At 54.3% G+C, this 23,268-nt stretch carries 21 protein-coding genes; 10 read left to right on the top strand and 11 right to left on the bottom strand.

Annotated features, from left to right (window positions below; translation table 11 throughout):
- Positions 1 to 106 precede the first annotated feature (106 nt).
- On the top strand, positions 107 to 976 hold the full coding sequence (locus tag AC6CHM_RS24460; RefSeq protein WP_498175832.1) for a LysR family transcriptional regulator: 870 nt from the start codon (positions 107 to 109) through the stop codon (positions 974 to 976).
- Between the two features lie 2 nt (positions 977 to 978).
- Here the strand turns inward: AC6CHM_RS24460 and AC6CHM_RS24455 are convergent, their stop codons facing one another.
- From AC6CHM_RS24455 to AC6CHM_RS24440, 4 genes are all read right to left on the bottom strand, one after another.
- A complete protein-coding gene (locus AC6CHM_RS24455) occupies positions 979 to 2,049 on the bottom strand; it encodes an extracellular solute-binding protein (RefSeq protein ID WP_498175830.1) in 1,071 nt (356 codons plus the stop codon).
- A 1-nt stretch (position 2,050) separates the two neighbouring features.
- Positions 2,051 to 3,523 (bottom strand): aldehyde dehydrogenase family protein, encoded by a 1,473-nt coding sequence (locus AC6CHM_RS24450; RefSeq protein WP_498175828.1) that lies wholly within the window; start codon positions 3,521 to 3,523, stop codon positions 2,051 to 2,053.
- A 236-nt stretch (positions 3,524 to 3,759) separates the two neighbouring features.
- Positions 3,760 to 4,104: a hypothetical protein gene (locus tag AC6CHM_RS24445; RefSeq protein ID WP_498175826.1), complete on the bottom strand. Its 345-nt coding sequence runs from the start codon at positions 4,102 to 4,104 to the stop codon at positions 3,760 to 3,762.
- The gene (locus tag AC6CHM_RS24440; RefSeq protein ID WP_498175824.1) at positions 4,101 to 5,507 is read right to left on the bottom strand and encodes an aminotransferase; all 1,407 of its coding nucleotides are present in this window, start codon (positions 5,505 to 5,507) and stop codon (positions 4,101 to 4,103) included. Before AC6CHM_RS24440 ends, AC6CHM_RS24445 begins: the two co-directional genes overlap by 4 nt.
- 176 nt (positions 5,508 to 5,683) lie before the next feature.
- Here AC6CHM_RS24440 and AC6CHM_RS24435 point away from each other — a divergent pair, with 176 nt between their 5' ends.
- The 4 genes from AC6CHM_RS24435 (at position 5,684) to AC6CHM_RS24420 (ending at position 9,936) form a co-directional block, all read left to right on the top strand.
- Positions 5,684 to 6,856 (top strand): ABC transporter substrate-binding protein, encoded by a 1,173-nt coding sequence (locus AC6CHM_RS24435; protein WP_498175822.1) that lies wholly within the window; start codon positions 5,684 to 5,686, stop codon positions 6,854 to 6,856.
- A 340-nt stretch (positions 6,857 to 7,196) separates the two neighbouring features.
- Positions 7,197 to 8,069 carry an ABC transporter permease gene (locus AC6CHM_RS24430; protein WP_498175820.1) on the top strand — a complete coding sequence of 291 codons (873 nt, stop codon included), beginning with the start codon at positions 7,197 to 7,199 and terminating at the stop codon, positions 8,067 to 8,069.
- Positions 8,066 to 8,863, top strand: a complete 798-nt coding sequence (locus tag AC6CHM_RS24425; RefSeq protein ID WP_498175818.1) for an ABC transporter permease — start codon at positions 8,066 to 8,068, stop codon at positions 8,861 to 8,863. Before AC6CHM_RS24430 ends, AC6CHM_RS24425 begins: the two co-directional genes overlap by 4 nt.
- Positions 8,860 to 9,936, top strand: coding sequence for an ABC transporter ATP-binding protein (locus AC6CHM_RS24420; protein WP_498175816.1), 1,077 nt, complete (start codon positions 8,860 to 8,862; stop codon positions 9,934 to 9,936). Before AC6CHM_RS24425 ends, AC6CHM_RS24420 begins: the two co-directional genes overlap by 4 nt.
- Before the next feature lie 728 nt (positions 9,937 to 10,664).
- Here the strand turns inward: AC6CHM_RS24420 and AC6CHM_RS24415 are convergent.
- The gene (locus tag AC6CHM_RS24415; protein ID WP_498175814.1) at positions 10,665 to 10,859 is read right to left on the bottom strand and encodes a hypothetical protein; all 195 of its coding nucleotides are present in this window, start codon (positions 10,857 to 10,859) and stop codon (positions 10,665 to 10,667) included.
- Positions 10,860 to 11,194: 335 nt separating this feature from the next.
- Between AC6CHM_RS24415 and AC6CHM_RS24410 the strand changes: the two genes are divergently transcribed.
- Positions 11,195 to 11,974, top strand: coding sequence for a class II aldolase/adducin family protein (locus tag AC6CHM_RS24410; protein ID WP_498175812.1), 780 nt, complete (start codon positions 11,195 to 11,197; stop codon positions 11,972 to 11,974).
- Between the two features lie 33 nt (positions 11,975 to 12,007).
- The gene (locus AC6CHM_RS24405) at positions 12,008 to 13,363 is read left to right on the top strand and encodes an LLM class flavin-dependent oxidoreductase (RefSeq protein WP_498175810.1); all 1,356 of its coding nucleotides are present in this window, start codon (positions 12,008 to 12,010) and stop codon (positions 13,361 to 13,363) included.
- A 159-nt stretch (positions 13,364 to 13,522) separates the two neighbouring features.
- Here the strand turns inward: AC6CHM_RS24405 and AC6CHM_RS24400 are convergent, their stop codons facing one another.
- Entirely contained in the window at positions 13,523 to 14,143 is a 621-nt protein-coding gene (locus AC6CHM_RS24400; protein WP_498175808.1) for an FMN-dependent NADH-azoreductase, read from the bottom strand.
- 235 nt (positions 14,144 to 14,378) lie between these two features.
- Between AC6CHM_RS24400 and AC6CHM_RS24395 the strand changes: the two genes are divergently transcribed.
- A complete protein-coding gene (locus tag AC6CHM_RS24395) occupies positions 14,379 to 15,413 on the top strand; it encodes a flavin reductase (protein WP_498175806.1) in 1,035 nt (344 codons plus the stop codon).
- Between the two features lie 123 nt (positions 15,414 to 15,536).
- Here AC6CHM_RS24395 and AC6CHM_RS24390 read toward each other — a convergent pair whose 3' ends face one another.
- Positions 15,537 to 16,511: a CobW family GTP-binding protein gene (locus AC6CHM_RS24390; RefSeq protein WP_498175804.1), complete on the bottom strand. Its 975-nt coding sequence runs from the start codon at positions 16,509 to 16,511 to the stop codon at positions 15,537 to 15,539.
- A 145-nt stretch (positions 16,512 to 16,656) separates the two neighbouring features.
- On the opposite strand from AC6CHM_RS24390, the gene AC6CHM_RS24385 reads away from it, so the two are divergent.
- Positions 16,657 to 17,571, top strand: a complete 915-nt coding sequence (locus AC6CHM_RS24385) for an amidohydrolase family protein (RefSeq protein ID WP_498175802.1) — start codon at positions 16,657 to 16,659, stop codon at positions 17,569 to 17,571.
- Here the strand turns inward: AC6CHM_RS24385 and AC6CHM_RS24380 are convergent.
- Entirely contained in the window at positions 17,560 to 17,814 is a 255-nt protein-coding gene (locus AC6CHM_RS24380) for a hypothetical protein (RefSeq protein ID WP_498175800.1), read from the bottom strand. The genes AC6CHM_RS24385 and AC6CHM_RS24380 overlap by 12 nt on opposite strands.
- Here AC6CHM_RS24380 and AC6CHM_RS24375 point away from each other — a divergent pair.
- Positions 17,813 to 19,234, top strand: coding sequence for an aldehyde dehydrogenase family protein (locus tag AC6CHM_RS24375; protein WP_498175798.1), 1,422 nt, complete (start codon positions 17,813 to 17,815; stop codon positions 19,232 to 19,234). The two genes, AC6CHM_RS24380 and AC6CHM_RS24375, sit on opposite strands and share 2 nt — an antisense overlap.
- 535 nt (positions 19,235 to 19,769) lie before the next feature.
- Here the strand turns inward: AC6CHM_RS24375 and AC6CHM_RS24370 are convergent.
- The 3 genes from AC6CHM_RS24370 to AC6CHM_RS24360 form a co-directional block, all read right to left on the bottom strand.
- On the bottom strand, positions 19,770 to 20,369 hold the full coding sequence (locus AC6CHM_RS24370) for a biotin transporter BioY (protein ID WP_498175796.1): 600 nt from the start codon (positions 20,367 to 20,369) through the stop codon (positions 19,770 to 19,772).
- A 61-nt stretch (positions 20,370 to 20,430) separates the two neighbouring features.
- Entirely contained in the window at positions 20,431 to 22,785 is a 2,355-nt protein-coding gene (locus tag AC6CHM_RS24365; RefSeq protein WP_498175794.1) for a xanthine dehydrogenase family protein molybdopterin-binding subunit, read from the bottom strand.
- A complete protein-coding gene (locus AC6CHM_RS24360) occupies positions 22,782 to 23,252 on the bottom strand; it encodes a (2Fe-2S)-binding protein (protein ID WP_498175792.1) in 471 nt (156 codons plus the stop codon). The genes AC6CHM_RS24365 and AC6CHM_RS24360 overlap by 4 nt, the downstream gene beginning before the upstream one ends.
- Positions 23,253 to 23,268: the final 16 nt, after the last annotated feature.

The following is a 23,268-nucleotide window of genomic DNA, read 5'->3' as shown; positions in this document are numbered from 1 at the left end:
TTCCTAAGAGCTGAAGTCGGCTGTTCCCGTGAATTATTAATTTAATAGACGATTTTTCTGATATATGTTAGTCGATATCCATCTGTAAAATAGATGGATAGCTTTTTTGAACTGGACATTTGAACAACTCAGGCAGTTTTTAGCGACCGCCGAACATGGGTCTTTTTCTGCCGCAGCACGGCGGATGAAAAAGGCACAATCGGCAATCAGCACGTCGGTTGCGATGCTCGAAACCGACCTCGGCGTTCGTTTGTTCGAACGCACCGGCCGAAGAACAACACTGACCGACGCCGGGGCCGTCATTCTCCTCGAAGCACAAGAGATACTGCGTCAAGCGCATCGCCTTCAGCAACGGGCAGACAGCCTCAGCGCGCATCGAGAGGCGAAATTGACAGTTGCAACGGATGAAGCCCTTCCGTTCAACGCTGTTGCCCATATGGCCCGGGCGTTCGCTGTAGAGTATCCTGCCATCGAACTGACTATGCTCGACGGCTCAGCGAGTGAGGTTGCAAACCATGTCCGTGGCGGGCGCGCGCGGGTCGGATTCCATTTCGACAGGGGTAGCATGCCGACAGCTTTCGCACAGAAGCAAATCGGATCAATTCGACAGGCGATCTACGTTGCGCCAACCCATCCGCTGGCAAAAAGCGGCCCTGTGAGCCGATCTGCACTTGCCGACCACCGTCAGCTCTTGCTTCATGCCGATGACGTTACCGAAGCACTTTATAGCCCAAGAGTGATCCGTTCCAACAGCCATTACAGTATCGCGGCTATGGTTGGAGACGGCGTCGGGTGGGCAATCCTCCCAACCAACATTGCTGAATTCCAGGGCCTTGATCGCCAGTTGGTGGAAGTTGCCTGCTCGTCGCTCGAGCTCTTGCCGTTAAATGTCAGAATGATTTGGCGTGAGGGCAGGGATCCTGGCCAAGCAGCGCGGTGGGCAGCGGAAGTGCTGACAAATCTGCTGCGAACTTAACCTCAGCGCCGAATGCCCTTCGGACCTGAGCAGCTGCAGCGTGTATCGGGATTGGCAATTGACGTCACTCTGATCCATTCCTGGACCAGGCGCCGTGCCATTTGAAATTCAACAGGCCCATTCATGAAAGCATCGTTGTCGTTGGTGGGTCCGGAAACAGTATTATCTTCTGTTGATCGCGAGATAAGGCTTTCCATTGCACCGTAAAGTTCATTTTCCTGATCAGGTGAGAAGGCTGCGTTGGCGATCACGAGTCGATCCGACCAAAAGGGCCTGCCCTCGAGCGGATTTGCGGTTAGAATGCCAGATGGAATTTCTGGCAGAGACACCCTGTTTCTTCGCATCGCGACCGCGATGTCACCGGCGATGATAGCCTCGTCCAGCTCGTGGCGCCGCATATCAATCCTGCGCGAATTATTTATCAGGGCCTGCAAGGCGTTGGAGGCGGCCTCTATTCCCTTATCACCATCAGCAGCTGTCACGCCCGCATAGGCCATCGCAATTCGCCATATTTCATCGATGCTATCGCTGATAACGATTTTTCCCCTGTAGCGGGTGTCCCACAGCACACTCCAACTTTCCGCTTTGTCGCCGAAGATCAAAGCGTCTTTCCGGTAGACAAAAGTTGTCGTGCCTCGTTCAATCGGCAAACTATAGCTCTGTCCGAGGCTCTGTCCGAACTCGGGCTGCTGTGGAAAACTGGCGGATTTCGCCCACAGGTTTGCTCGGTGCATATCGAGTGGTTTGATGAGCGACGCCATCCGCCAAGCCGGCACACTGCCACCGTCGATCAAGGCAATGCTGAAATGCGTGCCGGCAAGCACCCGTTCCAATCCTCGTTCACCACGTGGAATAGCAACAATCTGTACCGCCGTATTTCCCGAACGGGAAAAAGCAGAAAGCAGCTTCGACGCATTACGCGCATCATCAACCAGGAACGCAGGTGCCGTCGCGTACGCCTGCGAGGAGGCGGCTCCCAGTATGGCAAGCCCCATTCCAAGACATAAATCCCTGCGTGAAAAGGTGAAGTGTTCTCCCCGAGCGGTATTGAACACTCGTTTTTTCGTTCCCATGTCATTTGTCCGAAGTCGACCGGTGTTGCGTTTCAGGCATTTTGGCTCCTGCAGCAAACCCGATCAGGGCCTTGGTTTCCAAGAACTCTCCGATTGCCCAGACGCCGTGTTCACGACCGTTTCCCGACTGTTTAAACCCACCAAAAGGTGCGTAGACATCCCAGTCGGGATAATTCAGGCTTACCTGCCCGGCCCTGATTTTATGCGCGGTCCTCCGGGCCCGCTCGATATCGTGAGTCTGGATGTGAGCTACCAATCCGTAAACGGTGTCATTGGCAATTTCGATCGCCTCTGCCTCATCCTTGAAAGTCATAATCGAGACCACAGGGCCGAAGATTTCCTCTTTGGCAATGCGCATGTCGGGAGTAACTCCGGCGAAGACAGTTGGACGGATGTAATATCCACGATCGAGGCCTTCCGGACGGTCAGGTCCACCCGTGACCAAGCGCGCTCCCTCCGCAACTGCACTGCGAAGAATATCCTGGATCGACTCAAACTGTCTCCGGTTTGCCACAGGTCCAAGCGCAGATGAATTTAAACCCGGATCGCCAACGCGGAATACTTCGGCTGCCCTTTTGGCGTATGTGACAGCTTCTTCAAGCTTTTCCTGCGGAACCAGCATTCGGCTAAGTGCGCCGCAGGACTGGCCGCAATTGGCAAAGCACCGGTTGACACTTTCCGTAACCGCCTTTTCGAGGTCGACATCGTCAAAAATGATATTGGGTGATTTTCCGCCAAGTTCGAGAGCAACCCTCTTGACGGTATCCGCCGCAGCCTTTGTGATCGCCACACCGGCCTTCGTTGAACCTGTAAACGAAATCATATCGACGTCCGGATGGCGGGTCAGACATTCTCCGGCGCCGGCGCCATCACCATGCACCATATTGAAGACGCCTGGTGGGACACCGGCCGCGTCCATCACTTCAGCGAGAATTGTCGCGCTCAACGGCGCAACCTCACTTGGCTTTAAAATGATCGTGCAGCCCGCAGCGATTGCGGGAGCAACCTTGCAAAGCACCTGGTTGGTGGGCCAGTTCCACGGTGTAATTAGCCCGACCACCCCGATAGGCTCGCGCCTCACCTCAGTTGTGCTTTGTTGGATTTCGAAGGAAAATGTCTCGAGTGATGCAATTGTCGCTTCCAGCTGCGCTCTTCCGGTCCAAAACTGGGCCTCTCGCGAGAAAACCGCCGTCGATCCCATTTCCCGTGTCATGGCATCAACCAAATCATCCTCACGACGGGCATATTCCTCAAGTATCGCACGAAGCAAACCCAAGCGTTCGGATATCGAGACCTCACTGAAGGTTTCGAACGCATTCCGCGCGGCACACACTGCACGGTCGATGTCCTCTGCATTGCCTAGCGGCACCCACGCGAACGCCTCCTCCGTCGCAGGATTTATGACATCCAGTCTTGCGCTGCCCACGGGGGTGACCCAATCGCCATTGATGTAGAATTTGTGTAGATTGTTCATGTGATTTCTCCAGAAAAGCTGGTGCCGAGGCATATCGCCCAAGGCAATGGGGTCATTCCAGCCACGTCGGGCTGCCAAGTCCTTTTGATGAACCAACCTGCTGACAACGGCTTTGATAATAGAGTTCGGTCCATGTGATGGACGTTGTCCAGAATAAGCCGCTCTGCCGGTTTCAAAGATTGTCATGTCACACCGAATAAACAGGAACGCTGCGGCGTGCACGGCGGAAAGGCGTTTCAAGTGCGATATCGGCGCGCTGATTCCCATCCAGTTGCTGTCAGGAACTGCATGCGCTCATCAAGGAAAACATCCCCAGAATGAACTGGGCGAGGATCCTGAATCTCAAACAGCAGGTCGACATGTTGAAGTCTGGGGGCGAATTTAGAGCCGGCGGGCATTCGGCACAGAGCGAGGATTTCGTCGCCACATACCATCAACTTCGCCAGACGAGCGTGCTCAATCGCCTGTTTTAGCAGTGCAATCTTGTCTATCATCGTTGGTGCATTTAATCCTCCCGCCAGCAGTGCATTGCCCACCCGCAGCATATCGCTGCGGGCGGCATCTCCGCTCGTTCTGTTCAAGCTGCTTCGAGCCAGACCCCTTCTCTGATCATATCGTCCATTGCCGCCTTGATTGAGAGTTCCAGCGTCTCGGCGATGATATCAATCTGCTCACGCGTGATAATGAGTGGTGGCGAGAGCACAACCAGATGGCCCATCGGCCTCACCATCACGCCGCGGGCCCGTGTGTGGATGCCAACGCGATTGCCAATCTCGGTCGCCCATGGCATGGGAATTTTTGTCTTTTTATCAGTCACGAATTCTACGCACGCGACCTGATGGCTGCCGCGAACAATGCCGACGATTGGAAGATCCTCCAGCTTCGACAGCCGTGTGATCAAATAATCACCCAAGTCGCGTACATGCTCCAAAATACCTTCACGTTCAATGATTTCGAGGTTTTTGAGGCCAGCAGCACAGGCCACAGGGTGCGCCGAATAGGTAAAACCGTTCGCAAACTGCTTACCGCGGCCCTGGACGCCCGAAACCTCTGAATAAAGCTTTTCCGAGATAAACACTGCCCCCAAGGGCATATATCCCGAGGTCAAGCCCTTGGCCGACGTGATGATGTCAGGTGTAACACCATACAGTTTTTCAGTTGCGAAGATTTCACCCAGACGGCCGAATCCGGTAACGACCTCGTCACTGATGTAGAGAACGCCGTATTTTTTGCAAACTTCCCACGTGCGGCGCTGGTAGCCCTGAGGGGGCACGATCACCCCGCCGGACGCCATCAGCGGTTCGGCAATGAAGCATGCTACATTCTCTGGTCCTAATTCCAAGATTTTGGATTCGAGATCCGCGACTTTCTGATCACAGAATTCCTGCTCGGTCATCCCGTCGGGTCTACGGTACGGATCAGGCACCGGAAGATGGTGAACAGTGTCCGTAATGAAATCGAGATTTCCTCGATCGCCCGGCTTTCCAGAGACGGAGGCGGTCAGATAAGTCGACCCATGGTAGGCATAGTCGCGGGTAATGATGTGCTTCTTGCCAGGACGGCCAGTCGAGTTGAAATAGAATTGCACGAAGCGCAGCGCGGAATCAACTGCGGTCGACCCACCGGTTGTGAACAGGATGCGGTTAAGATCGCCAGGGGTATGCTTGGCAAGCTGGGCAGCGAACTCGATCGACTGTGGGGTCGCGGTCGGACCGAAGTTGGAGCAATAGGGAAGACGGCGCACCTGCTCGGCGATAGCCTGGACCATTTCCTCGCGCCCGTAACCGATGTTAACGCACCACATCCCACCGATACCGTCGAGCATCTTATGCCCGTCATTGTCGTAGATGTAGACACCTTGCGACTCTGCGATCACAAGCGGCTTTCTGTTCTCAATCTCACCCAGATCACCCCAGGGATGGAGGACATGGCTTCCATCCATGCGTCGCAGATAATCGTTCTCATATACGGAATTTATACTCATTATTGCTCCTCCCTTAAAACCTTTGACACCTTAAAAGCGCGAGCCGCCGCCGGCCCGCTGTGACAACCGCAGGCAGAAATACAACATCCAACAGGATTTGAAAACCTCTGGTATTGATAATTGGCAAGAATTTCGGTTATGATTGGAGCGACACGTCACCCTGCGTATTCTGAACCATGGAGGAGGAGCGCGGTTTGGCTATGGAGGAGGAACAAATGGCTACCAATCGCAATATACTTGGATCTGATACAGTCACTGGCCAGAATATTACCTCACCCGCGTTCACGCGGCGCCAGGTAATGAAGGGGTTGGCCGCCGCCGGCCTCGCGGCTCCCTTGGCGTCCTGGCCACACTCTCGAGCATTTGCTGCCAACGAGGCTGTGTTTTTGGGATTTGGAGCTTATTGCACGCCGGAGCTTCACACGCATTATCGCCAGAAATATGGAAGTAATCCCGTATTTATGGCGACCGGAGACGGCGAAGAAGCTTTTCAGAAGATGACCGCGGGCTTTCCCTTTGACGTCTCATACCGGTGCCTTGAGGAAGTGCCACGCATGGTTGATGCCGGGGTGATCAAGCAGATTGATACAAACCGGCTCAGCAACTGGTCCGCCATCATGGAGCCGCTAAAAAAAATCGCTGCGGACAGCGCAAAGGTTCCGGATTACTTTATCCCATTTGACTGGGGTTCGACATCGTTCACATATCGCACGGATCTTGTCGACATCGATCCGGATAACGAAACCTGGGACATCTTGTGGGACAAGAAGTACGCGGGCAAGATTGCTCTTGTTGAAAATCATATGGACCTGTGGCGTGTCACCATGATCCGGGCCGGCATTACCGAACTCGATGAGGCCGCGTTTAAAGAATTGACGCGCTTGCTCAGAGAGCTTCGGTCAAATGTGCGCCTGATCTCGGCAGACACCTCCACTTTGGCGCAAGCGCTTGCATCAGGTGAGGTTGCTGCGGCCATTACGTGGGCCGACGTGCCCAAGATGCTTGCCAAAGACGGTATCGCAGTGCGCTATGCCGCCCCGAAAGAAGGCACCCTCATCTGGAGCTGTGGGCTGGTGTTGTCTGCAAATCCTGCGCAAGAGGACAAGGGGTACGACGTCATCAATGGCATGCTGGAGCCGGACATCGGCGAGTACATTCTGGAGAATTTTGGCTACGGACATGCGAATCCGAAATCCTTCGAAAAGATTTCCGATGAGAACTTGGCCTCGATTGGGATGAGCAGACAGCCGGAAAAAATTCTCTCTAGCGGTCATCTGGCCAAACCATTCACCAATGAGATCGCCGCTCGCTTCAACGATGAGTGGACGAAAATTAAGGCTGGCTTCTAACGACCAGGCTGCGGTTCCCGCAAATGATTGGATCGCCTCCTTCGGCAGTGCTATCCTTTTGTCGTGTCCAGTCATTTGCGCAGCCCAGCGCACCTTGCAGACGCCGGAAGGCCAATCTGAAAACAAAGACACATATGAGCGGCATCCGACTTGTCAACCCGGCAATGGCAATGTATGAATACCAATAGAATTGAAAAACCATAAGTATCAAAAACTGCCTGGCCGGAATCGGCTTTCCGCTGTTGGGAGGGTTCAGGGCCATCAATCATTGATGATTCTCGGGAGGAATAAATTGCAATCGAGTGCGCCTAGCCTATCGGAACCAAGCGAGGTCCGACACATGACTTTGGCCCGCAAGCCAAGCGAGGCCCTTCGCGGTATCCTGTTGATCTTACCAATGCTCGTCATTGTCGGCGGACTAGTTCTGCTGCCGCTCATCTATATGATCGGGTTGAGCTTTTGGACGCAAAATGGGTTCACAATTACACACACCTGGACCCTCGACAGCTATTCGTCCGCCTTGCAAGCCCCGATTTTCCAGGCCCTGTTGTCGCGTTCGCTTTGGATAGCAGGCGCAACGACATTACTAACGATTATCCTTGCCTATCCACTTGCCTATTTCGTCGCATTCAAAGTTCATCAGCACAAGATGCTTTGGATCATCGCGCTGACTATTCCCACGTGGATCAGCTACCTGCTGCGAATTTTCTCCTGGAAGGTGGTGCTCGGGTACAATGGCCTTATTAACTCTGGGCTCATGTCGCTTGGCATCATCGACGCCCCTATTCAGGCCCTCGTCTACAACCCGTTCGCGGTCGTGGTTGCGCTGGTGCATGCCTGGCTGCCCTTCGCTCTTCTTCCAATCTACCTGTCGCTGGAAAAAATTGATCGATCTTTTCTGGAAGCGGCAGCGGATTTGGGAAGCGGGGCGATCGCTCGATTTTTGCGGGTGACATTACCGCTGTCGCTTCCAGGTGTTTCGGCCGCAGCTCTGGTTATCTTTATCCCTTCAGTCGGCGACTTCATCACTCCCCAACTGATCGGTGGACCAAATGGCTACATGATTTCCAACCTGATCGTAGAGTACTTTGGAAAATCAAACAATTGGCCTCTGGGCGCCGCAATGTCGATCATATCAATGATAAGCGTCGCCTTGGTCGTTGCAGTGTACTTTCTAATTCTCACATATTTTTTCAAGAGGCCGGGCAGATGACCACCAACTATTCCCGCGGTATTCTGACGACATATGTCGTGCTCATGATTGGCGTTCTCTATCTGCCGCTTATCCTTCTGGTAATATTCTCATTCAACGATTCAATCTTTATTGCTTTTCCGCTGAAGGGGATGACCCTTGATTGGTACCGCAAGATCCTCGACAACACGGCACTCCAGGACGCTCTGTACAACAGTGCAAGGGTTGCCGGCGCATCCTCGCTGATTGCAACGGTGCTGGCTGTATTCGCAGCTATGTCCGTCGTTAGATTCCGGTATCTTGGTCGTCGGCCGATTTCGGCCCTGATCATGTTCCCAATCGTTATGCCTGGCATCATTGTAGGAGTCTCACTCCTCTCGTTCTTGCTGATGATCGGTTTACCCCCCTCGCTGTTCAATGTTGTCATAGGACACGTATTGCTCGGCGCTCCGTTTGCATTTGCAGTTCTGGTTTCACGGTTTTCAGGGTTGGACAGGTCGTACGAAGAGGCCAGTCGCGACCTTGGTGAATCTGCTGTTGCAACCTTCCTGCGCGTTACAGTCCCTCTGATCTTGCCGGGTATAATCTCCAGCGCTCTCTTGTGTTTCCTGATCTCGTTCGACGATTTTCTTCTGGCGTTCTTTCTCTCAGGATCGGACGCAACGCTCCCGGTCTACCTTTATAGTCAACTCCGCTTCCCCAAAAAATTGCCTGAAATGCTGGCACTAGGGGTCTGCATCATCTTTTTCTCGGTGATTCTTATCATCATCGCCGAGAAATTTCGCAATCGTCCTATTGAAGGAAATTCTCAATGAATGCCACGCAATTTATTAGCATTCAAGGCGTTAGCAAATGCTTCGGACAGCTCGTTGGTGTCGACAATGTCAGCCTTGACATTCGACAAGGAGAGTTCTTTTCCCTGCTTGGCCCATCTGGATGTGGCAAAACCACTCTTTTACGCATGCTTGCAGGATTTGAAACGCCCAGCTCCGGCCGTATAGTGATCGATGGCCAAGATGTCACATCGGTTGCGCCGAATAACCGACCGACCAACATGGTTTTTCAGAACTACGCTGTCTTTCCCCATCTTTCAGTAAAACAAAACGTGCTGTTTGGGCTTCGCAAAGATCCTGGCTCGAAAACCGACAAGGAACAACGCGCGGAAGATGCGTTACGCCTTGTTGATCTCGTCGGCTACGGCGACCGCAGCACGGACAAGCTTTCAGGCGGCCAAAGACAACGTGTTGCGCTCGCCAGGGCACTCGTCAAACGTCCCAAGGTGCTTTTGCTCGATGAACCTCTGGCCGCCCTGGATAAGAAACTTCGCGAGCAGATGCATATCGAGCTGCGGGAACTGCAGCGGTCCGTGGGCATCACCTTTGTGCTTGTAACCCACGATCAGGACGAAGCGCTTGCACTGTCCGACCGCATTGCTGTCATGTTCAAGGGTCGCATCGCGCAGGTAGATACACCACAAAATCTCTATTGCAGTCCGGTGTCGAAGCAGGTTGGCGGCTTCATCGGCCAGATGAATTTTTTCCACGCGAATCAAAAGAGCATTGGTTCCAACGGAGTCCACCTTGACGTTACGGGCATCGGTCAGATCGTTGTCGGTCACGAAATGTTTAAAACGAACGGGCCGTTCAGTTCCGTTGCTGTAAGACCGGAGCATTGTAGTCTTTACGAAAACCATCCGGGTGATCATGATGCAGTCCGTGGCAAGCTCCGCTCCTCCACCTACCTTGGTGATCGCGTATATCATCAAATCGTGATCGAAAACATAGCAGAGCCAATTTTGGTATCCTCGCCCGCCGGTGCACTGAATGTAGCCGTTGGTACAGAGCTTTGGTTTAAGATCGAACAATCCGGCTTGGTGCTTGTGCCGTAATCCTGCCGCCAAAATGAGTGGTACATTGAAAGATATTGGTCCAACTGTTTAAAAGGCAGAGTGGCAAATACCCAGGCGAAATGCTCCATCACTAGAGCCTAACGACAGACCATTGCCGATCGAGGATCGATGAGAGATGGTCATCTCTCATCGATCCTCTTGTCCACTCATGTTCGACACAATCGGAATGGCGCCGGGTCACAACCGGCAATAAATCATCTGCAACGGGTGGTGTACCTCAACAACCGATGCCCGATAAATCGATCTGTTGGACTGTTGCCGGCAGGGCAGCTTGGTCCATGCTTGAACACCGTGTGCCCGCTCGATCTTGATGGACTTCACGCGGTGACCCAGGATCTGGTCCAATGGGCCGCGGCCGCGGAAAGAATTCCACGATTTGGTGGAGCAAGCGCATTTTCGGCGTAAGGTGCGCCCGGACGGGTTTTTGCACATTTCCGCCCGCCAAGACGCAAGGCGCATACCGACGCGACCCCGTTTAAGATATTCCCCTGCCCGGGTTAAAGTGCGCCGTCCGTCAAAGAGAAGGCGTCAAATATGGTTCTAGGCGAGGCACGGTAGAGCAATCTTTCTCGCCATGCCACGAATCGACATCTGATCGTAATATCGCACCATATCACCAGCCATGCCAGAGCGCACACCATTTTAAGTGACAGGTTCCTCCAGATCTGTCATCTCCGAGTGACGCGCGGCATCAGCAATAGGGACGCTCATCGCTCGTCATTGACGTCACTTGGCAATTTTCCAGTCCGAGACGATTGCTCCGCCACCTCGGACTGCACAAACCGCAGTGAAGTGCCGAGGCGTGCCGCTGCAATCGCAGCGGTCAAGCCCACGTCAAACAATGGGACACCTTTGGCAGACGGCTCAATCGGCGGGCGCTTTTTGTGAAGTAGTTTGGACACGTGAAAATTCCCTCTTGCAGGACGTTGAGTGCTGGGCTAGTCTTAGATACCAACGGAACTCTAGTGCTTATAGCATTTACATATGCCCGGTGTCACGCGGCCGACGCATTGTAAATGGAACTGATGGTGATTAACGGTGCTGGACGCGCCTGCAGCGAATGAGGTGAATACAGCTGGCGCGAGCTAGATTGGTCAGCGTGGATATTCCGTGCAGCTTGCCCGGGCCGGGCTCAGCTTGCGGACCTGCCGGAATGCAGGATCGGAAAGTATGTACTCAGCTACACGTCGCAAGTTGAAACCAGAAGCGGCCGAAATAGGAAGAAGAGGAGACTATTATGTTGGAAAGCACGACTTCAGCGGGTGACGAAGCAAAAGAGTCGCTGTGGCAACTTCGTGTCGATCTCGCCGCAGCCCATCGTATTGCTGCTGTCCATGGATTTACGGAAAGCATTTACAATCATTTTACGGCGGTCTCGAGCGATATTCCCGGCCGTTTTTTGACGCTGCCATTTGGCATGCACTGGTCAGAAGCAACGGCGAGTTCCTTGCTGGAAGTTACATTCGACGGAAAGATTGCCAAGGGTGATGGGGATTGCGAACGTTCCGCATTCAATATTCATGCGCCGGTGCATCAGGCGCGGCCGGATGCTGCGGCAGTATTTCATACTCATATGCCGTACACCACCGCGCTGACGCGCTTGGCGGATCAGCGCCTAAAGCCGATAGGCCAGACAGAAGTAAGCCTTATTCCGCAGATTGCATATGACGACGACTATCAGGGATTTGCGCGTAGTCCGGACGAAGGCTATCGCCTGGCGCGTGTTCTGGGCGAAAAGAACATCCTTTTCATGGGGCACCATGGAGTTCTGGTGTTGGGAAGCAGCATTGCTGATGCTTATGATCGACTCTATTATTTGGAACGTGCCGCGCAAGTCCAGCTTTACGCGATGTGGACGGGTCGTGAGATCCGCGAGATTTCTCCGGACATACTTGCAAAGACTCAGACACAGTTCGGGACGGTCCGGAAGTATCGAGGCAAAACAGATGTCGAATTGCATTTCGATGCACTCAAACGCCTGCTCAAGGGCCCGGCCAAGCAGGATTTCGACGAGTAATCGGAACAACAGACAGATGAAGGAGATCGTTGCGTGACTTCAAATAGACGACAGCTTCATCTTGGAGCGTTTGTATATGGTACAGGGTCATTTCTCGCTGGATGGCGTCTTCCAGGCGCGTATGACGACAACGAGAACATTCAAAACCTGTGTAAGATCGTGCAAGCAGCCGAACGCGGCAGGTTTGATCTTGCGTTTTTTGCCGATAATCTGGCATATAATCCGACGGCCCACCCGTCGGAAGTCGCCAAGATCGAACCGACCACATTGCTGGCAGCGCTTGCCATGTGTTCGGAGCACATCGGCTTGGGAGGAACGGTCTCCACAACCTTCAGTGACCCTTTCAATGTGGCACGGCAGTTCTCCTCGGTCGACCACATTAGCGGGGGCCGCGCCGCGTGGAACGTCGTCACGAGTTCGTCTGACCAGGCTGCGAAAAACTTCGGCAAGGCCCTCGCGTCGCATGAAGAACGCTATAAGATTGCAGATGAATTTGTTACCGTAACCAAGAAACTCTGGGACAGCTGGGAAGACGACGCATTCGTTCGAAATCGGGACACCGGCGTATTTTTTGATGCGGCGAAAGTCCACCATATTGAACATAAAGGGAAATATTTCTCTGTCGACGGTGCATTGAACTCCTCTCGTCCTCCGCAAGGCTATCCTGTGATCCTCCAAGCCGGTTCCTCCGATTCTGGCATGGATTTTGCTGCCAAGCATGCGGAGGTCGTTTTCACTGTCCAGCAGGATATTGACGAAGCGCGTGAGTTCTACGCTGACCTGAAGCGCAGGGTCGCCGCTGCGGGCCGGGACCCTGCTCACTGCAAAGTCATGCCGGGCATTTTCCCTGTCCCCGCTGCAACAACCGAACAGGCCCACCAGAAGCTGGACCAGCTTACCTCGTACATCGACGAAAAGCTTGCTATGGGAACAATATCTGCACGATTTGGGCATGATATGTCCCAATATCCATTGGATGGGCCCCTGCCCGATTTGCCCAAGTCGGAACTCAGCCAAAGCTATTCGCGTGTTATGTTCTCCCGGGCCGAACGCGAAAATCTATCATGGCGGCAAATCTATAATTTGATGGCTGTTGGAAGAGGATTCATTATTCCTTGCGGGACGGGCGAAGAAGTTGCCGATGTCATGGAGGAATGGTTTGTGAAGGAAGCGTGCGATGGCTTCATCGTTACACCATCCGATTATCCCACCGGCTTTGACAACTTTATCGACCTGGTCATTCCGGTCCTCCAGGCGCGTGGGATATACCGCAGGGACTATCAGGGCAAGACGCTGCGGGACAATCTCGGGCTGCCTCGGCCAAAAGGAAGAAGTGAGCTAGGACATACGAAGACCGCCACCTCCCCGGTCGGGAAGGGGCGGCTTTGAAGAAGCCGCCCCTTCTTTATTGAAGAGAACCATCCCGCCTGTCTTGTCGATTGGCACAAAAGTCAAACACCCGCATTCAGCCACCGCTGTTGAACCTGTGCCGGGCATGTCCGACGGGAGGCATACCAACAAAGGCCGCTGCCTTCGCTGGCCTGTCTATTACCCATCGCGGAGCCAGGCCGCAACTGATCCACCAGCGGATTTGGCGGTGCGAAGTGCGTTCTCGATTTGTGTGGTACCCTCAGGCGTTCCGGTTTTTTCCGCCACGATAAACTCGGCTCCCGTGAGACCATGATAATCGAGAATAGATTTCAGAAACGGCTCCTGAAAATTGCCTGGATCCGTTGCTGCAATCGAAATCGCGCGCGTTATGACGACAAAAACACGCCGCCGAGTCACCAGACCTTCGCGAGCGTCCTTTGAGGGAGAATAGGTCCGGCCCTTCCAGTTAAGATGATCAATCCACGCCTTGATTGAAGAAGGAACGGTAAGACTGTACATTGGCGCCGAAAGGACCAGCACGCTGGCTTTCTCTACTTCGGTAACGATCGCATCGTGAGCGCCTATCAGGTTCTCCTGCTCGCTCGTACGTTCATTCATGTCGGTCGCGTGCGCCTCGATCAGGGCATTTCCTGCGTGCGGGATGGTCGCCGCAAACCGCTCGGTGACCGACACCGACGGAATTTCTTGCTTGACCTGGCTGGTCAGAGCCATCGCGATGCGCCTTGAGGTCGAATTTTCAGTGGGAAGGCCGCTTGTGACTAGAAGAATGTTGCTCATTGAACCGCTCGCATGGAGTAATCTCATCCTATCAGACTTTAGAAACTATAAGTATCCCAATTGCTGATCAGGATGTCAATGCGTTTTCAGGCTTGAATATCACCTGGCCACATATCGCTTTACATCCTTACATTTTTCAAATACCTTTAGTATGTGACGCACTCCGATAACCAACTCTGCGATAGAGTTCCTGGCGATACCACCAAAAACGAACCATGTTTCCAAGGTAGAACAGATGACAAATTCAACCCCGTCTGCAAATATCGATCCCGCAGATCTTCGTCGTTGTTTCGGCGCATTCGTCACGGGGGTTACAATCGTGACAGCGAGCGACACTGACGGCAACCCTCAGGGCTTCACCGCCAACTCCTTCACATCTGTGTCTCTGTCTCCTCCTCTCGTCCTGGTTTGCCTGGCCAAGACGGCAAAATCCTACCATAGCTTCGCCAATTGCAATTCTTTTGCGGTCAATATCTTAAGTGAAGAGCAAAGAAATACCTCGAGCCGTTTCGCAAAGAAGGGTATCGACAAGTTCGAGGACGTCGATTGGTCGCCCGGTGTTCTCGGGGCGCCCCTTCTTGCCGATAATCTTGCCACGCTCGACTGCAAGCTTTACTCTCAACATGAGGCCGGAGACCACGTGATCCTCATCGGGGAGGTTCTCGCCTACTCAACAGCATCCAAGCGTCCGCTGGTCTACGCGCAAGGGAGTTACGTCTCCCTCAGCATACAGCAGGATCTGCTGAACAAATCTGCGCCTGGAAGCGCTACGCTGGGATGTATCGCGCTGCGTGAGAGCAAGATTTTGCTTATACGGAGCGCCGATGGCAAAAACTGGTCATTGCCCGAGGTGCAGATGACCGGCGACCCGCAGGCGGGCTCGCTGAACCAGCTATTCAAGCGAATCGGAGTAAACGTCCAGCTATCGTTCCTCTATTCAGTCTTTGAGCTCAAAGAAACAGGGCGGATGGTGATTATTTACCGTGCCTCATTGCTGTCGCCTCCGAACCAGACTGACGACATTCGTCTCTTCTCACGGGAAGAAATACCGTGGGATGACCTGACGGCTTCGAGCGACGCATCGATGCTTAAGCGCTTTTTTAAAGAAGCAGAACTCGACCAGTTCGGAGTTTATGCCCAGCTTAACGATATCGGCAATGTTGCCCGTATCGGCGAAGCACCCGCCTCTTTCGGCCAGTACTATGATGCCTTGAGCAGCAGCGAAAACACGGATTCACAAACTCTCCACTCCGGTTCCGAAAAAAAATAGCAGGGCAAGGCGCACATGCAGGCATTTACGGCCCGGGTTTCCCGTGGCTGGCTTTAAAGGGAAGGCTGCATAACGCAGTCGGCAATCAAATTCGAGCAAATCCCAAGTTATATAACGCACGGGCTAAGAAGGCAGTTCCGCCGCCACAGCCATGGCCTCAAAACTGCGTGCAACTGAGTGAGGATCGACGTCTCTTGTGATGACCACCACCTCGCAGCAGGGAGCATGGCTTGCCGGCACAATCGTTCGCGCTGCCGGATAGGCCACGCCAGAAACGCAATGAACCGCAAGGGAGTGGTTAAGGCCGGCGATCTTGAATATTCCCTTTACCCGCAAAATCGCATCCCGGTACGTGTGGCAGATTTCATACAGCCATTCAGTGAGCGCTTCGAGCCGTACCGGGGTTGCACTGCTTAGATTAATGACCTGAACATTGGCCGTATGCGAGGCAGACGTCGTCTCGACGGCAGTAAATTTCCGCCTCCCCGCACTTGCGCGGCCAAGAGCTTTCAAAAGCTCATCATCGGAACAGGCCCCATCAAGAATCGGTGCATGTGCATTTATTTTCCGTGCGGCACGAAGCAGCCTCTCCATCGCCTCCGAACGCACAAGAGACGACTTTGTCACGACAACGAGGTCTGCCGCCGCAAGCTGTTGTCTGGCCTCTACAAACCTTCCCAACTGGTCTTGGCCATGGACTGCATCCAGGGTCGTCAGGATCGTACCGGATTCGATGTTGTTGGTTTCTCGGCCGGCGCGCAGAACAGTGGTCATTGCCGCCATTGGGTCAGCAAGACCTGTCGTCTCGACAAACAGTGTATCAAAATCCGGAACCTCGCCACGCGAACGCCGATGCATCAGCATTTCCGTAGCGGCTTCGACCTCGTCACGCATGGCGCAGCATATACATCCGCCGGCAACAAGTTGGACTGGCCGGTCTGCCGCTTCAACGAGCCGCTGATCTATGCCGATGTCAGCAAACTCGTTGATTATTACCGCAGCAGAATTCGGCAATACGATATCGATGACGCGCCGCAACAGAGTTGTCTTCCCGCTGCCCAGGAAACCGGAAAGAAGGATCAGTCGTGGAGCTTTCATCAACGGGTACTTTCCAAAAAATGTATCAGCAGGCTTGCGGCAAGGCCGGGCCTGGGATAGTATTGCAAATACCTCAAGAATTCCAGTACTATTAGCATCCTCATGCAGCGATTGTGTCGCTGTTCACCCGAAAGGTGATTACTGCGTGAACAGTTTTCCTTCCCAATCAGACTGTGTGCTCTCCAAGACCGATTTGCTGTCTGTCATCGACTGGCATATGCATTGCTGGCTTCCTGAACACCTCGGCGACTGGAAAACAATGCTTATAAGCGGAAGCGCCCACAAGGCATCTCCCGAGCAATTCGAGAATATCCTCAAGACCAGCGGCATCGGTGCCTGCCTGGTCGTCGGACTGCAAAGCAGAGCAATCGAACTGAACATACCAAATGAGTTCATTGCCGAGATTGCCGCACGCGACCCTGGCAGGCGGATCGGCGTGGCCTCCATCGATCCGAACGACCCTGACGCACTGCGCAAGGCCGACGAAGCTGCTGTGATGGGCTTGAAGGGCATCAAGCTCTCGCCTCCCTATCAGGATTTTCATCCACATGCGCCTGAAGCCTGGGATTTATACCGGCGCGCTGACGAACTGGGACTGTTTCTCGTCTTCCATCAAGGCTGGGTCTTCGATCCGAGATGTCTGATCGAGAACGCGAATCCCATATTGCTTGATCGAGTAGCAGCCGCCTTCCCGAAGATGAAGATCATAATTGCCCACCTTGGACAGCCCTGGCTATGGGAAACGATCAGTGTGATGGCCCGCCGCAAGAACGTGTTTACCGATCTTTCGGCCAGACTCGGGAAACCTTGGCAAGTCTACAATTTCCTGATGTCTGCTGCCGAATACAATGTGGCCGACCGAATCTTGTTTGGGAGTGATTTCCCGATTCTTACGCCGCAAGAGTGCCTGACCAAGCTGTTTTCGATTAATGAGACGCTTTCCGGCGTCCACCCTGTTTCGATGGATCTTCTGCGTTCGATCGCTATGGAGCGCCCGCTGTCCCTTGTTCTTGGCGAAAGGCCAATGCCGCGCCCTGCTGATCAAAGATCAACCCGATGAGACAGTGTAATCCGTGTCAATCAATTCGTGGCGATTGCCCAAGTTACCCATCGCCAGCCACGGCAAGAAGGTCAACGGCCCGAGCGTGCTTTCATCGCAACCGCAGCTTTCGCCGGGTTGCGCGCGTTCTAAGCCCTGATGCAGCGCGGCAATGGCGCTGGCAGTGCCGCAAACAGCGACCGGCGGCGAGACCGATCTCTCACCATTCACCTGAACTGGAAGGGTATACTGGAGTATCAACATGAAAAACTGCACATCCTTTTACATCAACGGCAGATGGGTCAAGCCAACGCTGGCGAGGCATCTTGACGTAGTCAATCCTTCAACAGAAGAACCCTGTGGCACTGTCGCGCTTGGAAATGACGTTGATGTTGACCACGCTGTACGTGCGGCGCAAACTGCGTTTCAAGAATGGTCGACCACGTCTGTGAAAACGCGGATCAATGCTCTGAACGCCATTGTTGACGGGTTCGACCGCAGGCATAATGACTTTGTGGAGGCCGTGTCAGAGGAAATGGGCGCGCCGCTTTCGCTTGCACATAGCGCCCAGGTTCCGAACGCGCGCAAGCAATTTGCAATTGCCAGTTCGGCGCTGGCTGAGTACCAATTCGAGAGTCGCCTCGGTACGACCCGGGTGCTGCGCGAGCCCATTGGTGTTTGTGGTTTTATCACGCCGTGGAACTGGCCTTTAAACCAGATTGCCTGCAAGGTCGCACCAGCGCTGGCTACCGGCTGTACCATGGTTCTGAAGCCGTCTGAGATGGCACCTTTCTCCGCACAAGTCTTTGCCGAGGTCATTCACTCGGCTGACATTCCTGCTGGCGTATTCAATCTTGTCCATGGCGACGGTCAAGGCGTCGGTGTTGCGCTGGCGAAACATTCAGGGATCGATATGATCTCATTCACGGGTTCTACACGCGCGGGCATAGATGTGGCGAGAAACGCTGCGGAGAGCGTAAAGCGCGTCCATCAGGAACTCGGCGGCAAAAGTCCGAACATTATTTTGGACGATGAACTATTTGCAAAACATGTGACGATGGGAATTTCCCGAATCATGGTGAACAGCGGGCAGTCGTGCAATGCTCCTGCAAGAATGCTTGTTCCCTTGTCGCGGATGGACGAGGCAATAGAAATAGCACGAATTGCCGTCAGCGAAATCTCCGTTGGCAGTCCTCGATCGGACATCAGCATGGGACCCGTTGCATCGAAGTCGCAGTGGGAGAAAGTCCAAGCCTATATCGACAAGGGCATCGCTGAAGGCGCAACCCTTGTCGCCGGCGGCTCTGGCCGTCCACTTGATCTTGAGCATGGCTACTTTGTCAGACCGACCATTTTCGCTCACGTTAACAACGACATGACGATCGCTCGAGAGGAAATCTTTGGGCCTGTCCTGTCAATCATAGGTTATGACACTGTTGATGACGCCGTCCGAATTGGAAACGACACAGAATTTGGCCTTGCGGCCTATGTGAATGGCGCAGATCTGGATGCGGTCCGCGCTGTCGCAAGACGGCTTCGCGCTGGACACATCACGCTTAATGGTATGACAGACCTTGCCGCGCCCTTCGGCGGCTACAAGAGAAGCGGAAACGGGCGGGAACGTGGTGCCTACGCCTTCGACGACTTTTTGGAAATCAAAGCTGTTCTCGGTTATGATCAATAAGCGGCGTGGACGGAATCCGGATCATCAATTCTGCGACTACAGTTCACGATGACCTACGGTTTGGCGGAGAGACCGGTAACTTTAAATTCTTCATGCTCCGATGCAAGGAACTGTTGAGCAGTTCCGGCATCGCAAATGCCGCATCCAGTGGTACTCTTGATTGATTATGATGACGGAGCTAAGGAGGTTTTCGAAAAATGGCCGGGGAAATATGAGTGCCTAACCTATCACATACCGCGACAGATCCATTCTATCGGATTCACGCGAATCTCTACCTTGGTCAAGATCCAGAGACGGGAAAAGTAAAAGGACAAACCTGCATTGAGGTCTTTTCCGTCGCCCCGACGAAACGCCCGGCGCCCTCAGATTCCAATCTGATCGATCTCCCGCTGATCTGAGGATCACCACCACTTGCTATCACGGTAATTTGAAGCGCCTCCAACTAAAACGCCTACCCAAGACCAACACCGCACAATTTGTCCCGAAGATTTATTCTATGTCAGAGGCTGCCGATACTGAGTTACCCTGACCATTTTTAGTTCTTTGGTTTTCTCACTTGGCGGTGACAGCAAGCGACGATGGTCAGAACTACCTTGGCGGTTAGACAAGCCAAAACGACCTTCAACAGATCCGCCATTACGAAGGGGTAAAGTCCGTAGCTGAGGGCCTTTGAAAACCCATAAAGACTGCTCAGGTATGCCACGCCGAAAGCAAAAATGATTATGTTCCCAAGGTAGGCGACCAGTAGTCGGCCAAGCAAAGATTTTCCAGCCCCACGGTCGATCAGCAGTCCCATGACGCCCGAGGCTGCGAAGAAGCCGAACAGATAACCACCTGTTCCGCTGATGAACACTGCCGGACCGCCTGTGAAGCCAGCGAACACTGGCCAGCCCAGCGCACCTTCGATGAGATAAAGACCCACAGTCATTGTTGCCAGCCGAAAACCGAATGTCAGGCCGACGAGCATGACCCCAAGCGATTGAAGGGTCATGGGGACGGGAAAGAATGGAACTGTAATTTGCGCCAATACTGCTAGAAAGAGGCTCCCGGCAAACGCCGAAAACACGATGCGAATTGCGTTCGGGCCAACAATATCCCGTATACTGTTGGCGGTACCTTCGAAAGTAACTGTCATGAATGATATCTCCTTTATTGAACTCTATCTATCACTAACATCCACAGCGGTTGGTCGCACTTTAAGGTATCGTGTTGTCAGGCCAGTTGGTGCTGATATGTGGGTGATCAAGGTGTTGCGGATTGTTCACAATCAAGCCGAGAACCCGTGGAGGCGTGAGCGGTAACTCGTTGGCGGGCTTGCCTATTGCGCGCGAAACCGCGCAGGCAATAGTTGCTCCGACATTCAGGATCGGCACTTCTCCGGCTCCTTTCACTCCAAGTGGGCCGATCGATGGCGCGCCCTCATGAAGCTCAATCTCGACTGGAACGGCATCCAGTGCCAACGGCAATCGATAGGTTTCGAAGTTGCTCTGCAATATTCGCCCGGCGGGCCCCACGGACATTTCCTCATGCAGTGCGTAACCCAGCCCCTGGACCACACCGCCCTGAATCTGGCCATAAATCGCTCTTGGGTTAATCGCGCGCCCGACGTCTTGCACAACGCGGTAATGCAGGACGTCTACATGTCCCGTGTCCGGATCGACGGCGACCTCGCATTCGTGAACCGTGAAAATCGGAATATCAATGGCATCAATGAAGTGACCCATGGCGCACCCGGCCATCGCCTGGACGCCTGGCGCCGTAAAAGCGCCGGTGCCCGATACCGGTCCGATAGTGTTCTGGATATGCGACGCTACCGAGGCGATCGTCATGCCCGAGCCTTTCACGCCGCGGATTGAAACGCGCCCGCAGCCTAGCTCAAGGTTTTCCGCTGGCGTCTGCAAAAGCTCGCTTGCGGCGGCCAACAATTTTTTGCGCACCTCTTCCGAGGCGGCCGTGCTGGCGGCGCCAAGAGAAACAGTCGCACGTCCACCGCCGACGCCGAGGTCAAAGCCGGCGGCATCAGTATCAGCCCCTTTGACGATCACATCTTTCGGCGCAATGCCGAGTTTGGCTGCGACGAGCTGTGGCAGGGAATGCATCATCGTTCCCGACCCGATTTCAACTCCGGAGGTAATCAAGGTCGCACTGCCATCGATATTGAGATTGACGGTCGCAGCCGATGGTCCAACGAAAACGAACCATGTGCCAACGGTCGTTGCGCGTCCGAAGAGACGCCTGTCGCCATCGTGCTTGTGTGCCGGCGCCTTTGCCCTTAGCGCGTCCATCTTCTCCAGCATTGGACGCAGCACTTCGCCTTCGAATACCTGCCCCGTGGAGCCAATGTCGCCGTCACCCAGTACGTTTCGACGTCGAAACTCCATCGGATGCATGCTGATCGCCTCGCAGATTTCGTCGGTATGCCGTTCGAGCGCAAAGGTGTTGTATACTCCGTTGCAGGCGCGAAACGCTCCGTTCGGCGCTGTATTGGTATAGACAGCCCGGCTTGAAAGGCGAACAGAGCCCAGCCTGTAGTTGCCACCGAGCGTATGCGCCGTCATAGTCGTCAAGAAGATTTGCTCACCGCCATAAGCCCCGCAGTCCATCAGCACAGTGGCCTCTCTTCCGACGATTTCGCCTTCTTTCGTCACAGCCGAGCGGATTCGAATCTCGGCGTTCTCTCTGCAGAGGCAGGTCAGCATTTCCTCGTTACGCGAGTTGACGAGACCAACGGGACGACCAGTTTTGCGGGCAAGGATCGCGGCGAATGGTTCCAGCGAGCAATCGAATTTAAGGCCAAACGCGCCGCCGACCGGTGGAACCGTCACGCGGATCTGCGATGCCGGAACGCCAAGCGCCCGTGCCGTCACATTGCGCACTGTCCAGGGAACCTGGGTAGATGTCTTGATATGGAATCGCTCGTCCTCAAAGGTCGCGACGACAGCCCTGGGCTCAAACGGCACATGATTCTGCCGTCCAACCGTAAAGCAGCTATCGATGATCGTGACGTCGGGACGGGCGAAGGCCGCTGCGGTGTCACCCCGCGCGACCTTCGCCTCCCATGCAACGTTGCCGCCGCGTGCCGCACCTTCGAGCAAAACTTCGTAGGATTTCCAATCCTTGTGGATGAGCGGCGCGCCTTCTGCCAGCGCCTCGGCCATTGTCAGCAACACCGCCAAGGGTTCCAGCTCCAGCTCGATTGCCGCAACCGCCGCCTTCGCCTGTTCCAGCGTCTCGGCCGCGACAGCAGCGATCGGTTCGCCGTCATAGCGGATGATCTCCCTGGCGAAGAGCGGATGATCGGCGATGCCGATGCCGAAGAAGCCGGGCGCGTCTTCCGCTGTCGCGATAGCGCGCACGCCCGGCATCTTCTTCGCCTTCGACAGGTCCATACGCACGATGCGGGCAGAAGCAACTTCGGATCGCAGCAGAACCGCATGCAGTGTGCCAGGTTTAACGTGATCGATCGTGTATTGCGTGCGCCCCCGCAGTTTGTCGCGCGCATCGCGGCGCGCAAAGTTCATTACAGCGGGTTCTTTTACCTCAACCGTCATTGATCGATCTCCACGGCGGTCTGCATGGACTGGACAGCATCGATGATACGTTCGTATCCAGTGCAGCGACAGATATTCCCGACAAGCGCCTGCTTGATGTCGTCGCGCGTCGGATTTGGGTTGGCCTGCAGAAAGGGCGTGAGCGTCATAACCATGCCCGGGAAGCACATGCCGCATTGCACGACGTCATGATCCTCGAACACCTGCTGCAGCGGCGTGAGATCGCCCTCGATGCCGAGGCCCTCGATTGAGGTGATCTCGTAGTAGGCGGCAAGGCCGGCCGGTTTCAGACAGGACGGGGTCGGGACGCCATCTATATGGACCATGCAGGCGCCACAGAAGCCTTCGCGGCACACGGCCTTTGCGCCAGTGAGCAGCATTGCGTCGCGAAGAACATCGACCAGCGGCGTCATGGGGTCGCCATAGAATGCCCGCTCCTCGCCGTTGATCATCAGGTTCACCGTCATCGAGACCTCCAGTTGT

The organism is Phyllobacterium sp. GQ127, assembly GCF_059758635.1.
Note: the sequence above shows the minus strand (reverse complement) of the source record. Positions and strands in the feature narration are given on the sequence as shown.

Bases quoted from the DNA above. Each gene is read 5' to 3' on its own strand.
- AC6CHM_RS24420 (WP_498175816.1), top strand. From the start codon at position 8,860: ATGAATGCCACGCAATTTATTAGCATTCAAGGCGTTAGCAAATGCTTC.
- AC6CHM_RS24380 (WP_498175800.1), bottom strand. From the start codon at position 17,814: ATGTTGATACTCCAGTATACCCTTCCAGTTCAGGTGAATGGTGAGAGA.
- AC6CHM_RS24455 (WP_498175830.1), bottom strand. From the start codon at position 2,049: ATGGGAACGAAAAAACGAGTGTTCAATACCGCTCGGGGAGAACACTTC.
- AC6CHM_RS24435 (WP_498175822.1), top strand. From the start codon at position 5,684: ATGGAGGAGGAGCGCGGTTTGGCTATGGAGGAGGAACAAATGGCTACC.
- AC6CHM_RS24400 (WP_498175808.1), bottom strand. From the start codon at position 14,143: ATGAGCAACATTCTTCTAGTCACAAGCGGCCTTCCCACTGAAAATTCG.
- AC6CHM_RS24430 (WP_498175820.1), top strand. From the start codon at position 7,197: ATGACTTTGGCCCGCAAGCCAAGCGAGGCCCTTCGCGGTATCCTGTTG.
- AC6CHM_RS24425 (WP_498175818.1), top strand. From the start codon at position 8,066: ATGACCACCAACTATTCCCGCGGTATTCTGACGACATATGTCGTGCTC.
- AC6CHM_RS24390 (WP_498175804.1), bottom strand. From the start codon at position 16,511: ATGAAAGCTCCACGACTGATCCTTCTTTCCGGTTTCCTGGGCAGCGGG.
- AC6CHM_RS24410 (WP_498175812.1), top strand. From the start codon at position 11,195: ATGTTGGAAAGCACGACTTCAGCGGGTGACGAAGCAAAAGAGTCGCTG.
- AC6CHM_RS24365 (WP_498175794.1), bottom strand. From the start codon at position 22,785: ATGACGGTTGAGGTAAAAGAACCCGCTGTAATGAACTTTGCGCGCCGC.
- AC6CHM_RS24370 (WP_498175796.1), bottom strand. From the start codon at position 20,369: ATGACAGTTACTTTCGAAGGTACCGCCAACAGTATACGGGATATTGTT.
- AC6CHM_RS24440 (WP_498175824.1), bottom strand. From the start codon at position 5,507: ATGAGTATAAATTCCGTATATGAGAACGATTATCTGCGACGCATGGAT.
- AC6CHM_RS24360 (WP_498175792.1), bottom strand. From the start codon at position 23,252: ATGACGGTGAACCTGATGATCAACGGCGAGGAGCGGGCATTCTATGGC.
- AC6CHM_RS24450 (WP_498175828.1), bottom strand. From the start codon at position 3,523: ATGAACAATCTACACAAATTCTACATCAATGGCGATTGGGTCACCCCC.
- AC6CHM_RS24395 (WP_498175806.1), top strand. From the start codon at position 14,379: ATGACAAATTCAACCCCGTCTGCAAATATCGATCCCGCAGATCTTCGT.
- AC6CHM_RS24375 (WP_498175798.1), top strand. From the start codon at position 17,813: ATGAAAAACTGCACATCCTTTTACATCAACGGCAGATGGGTCAAGCCA.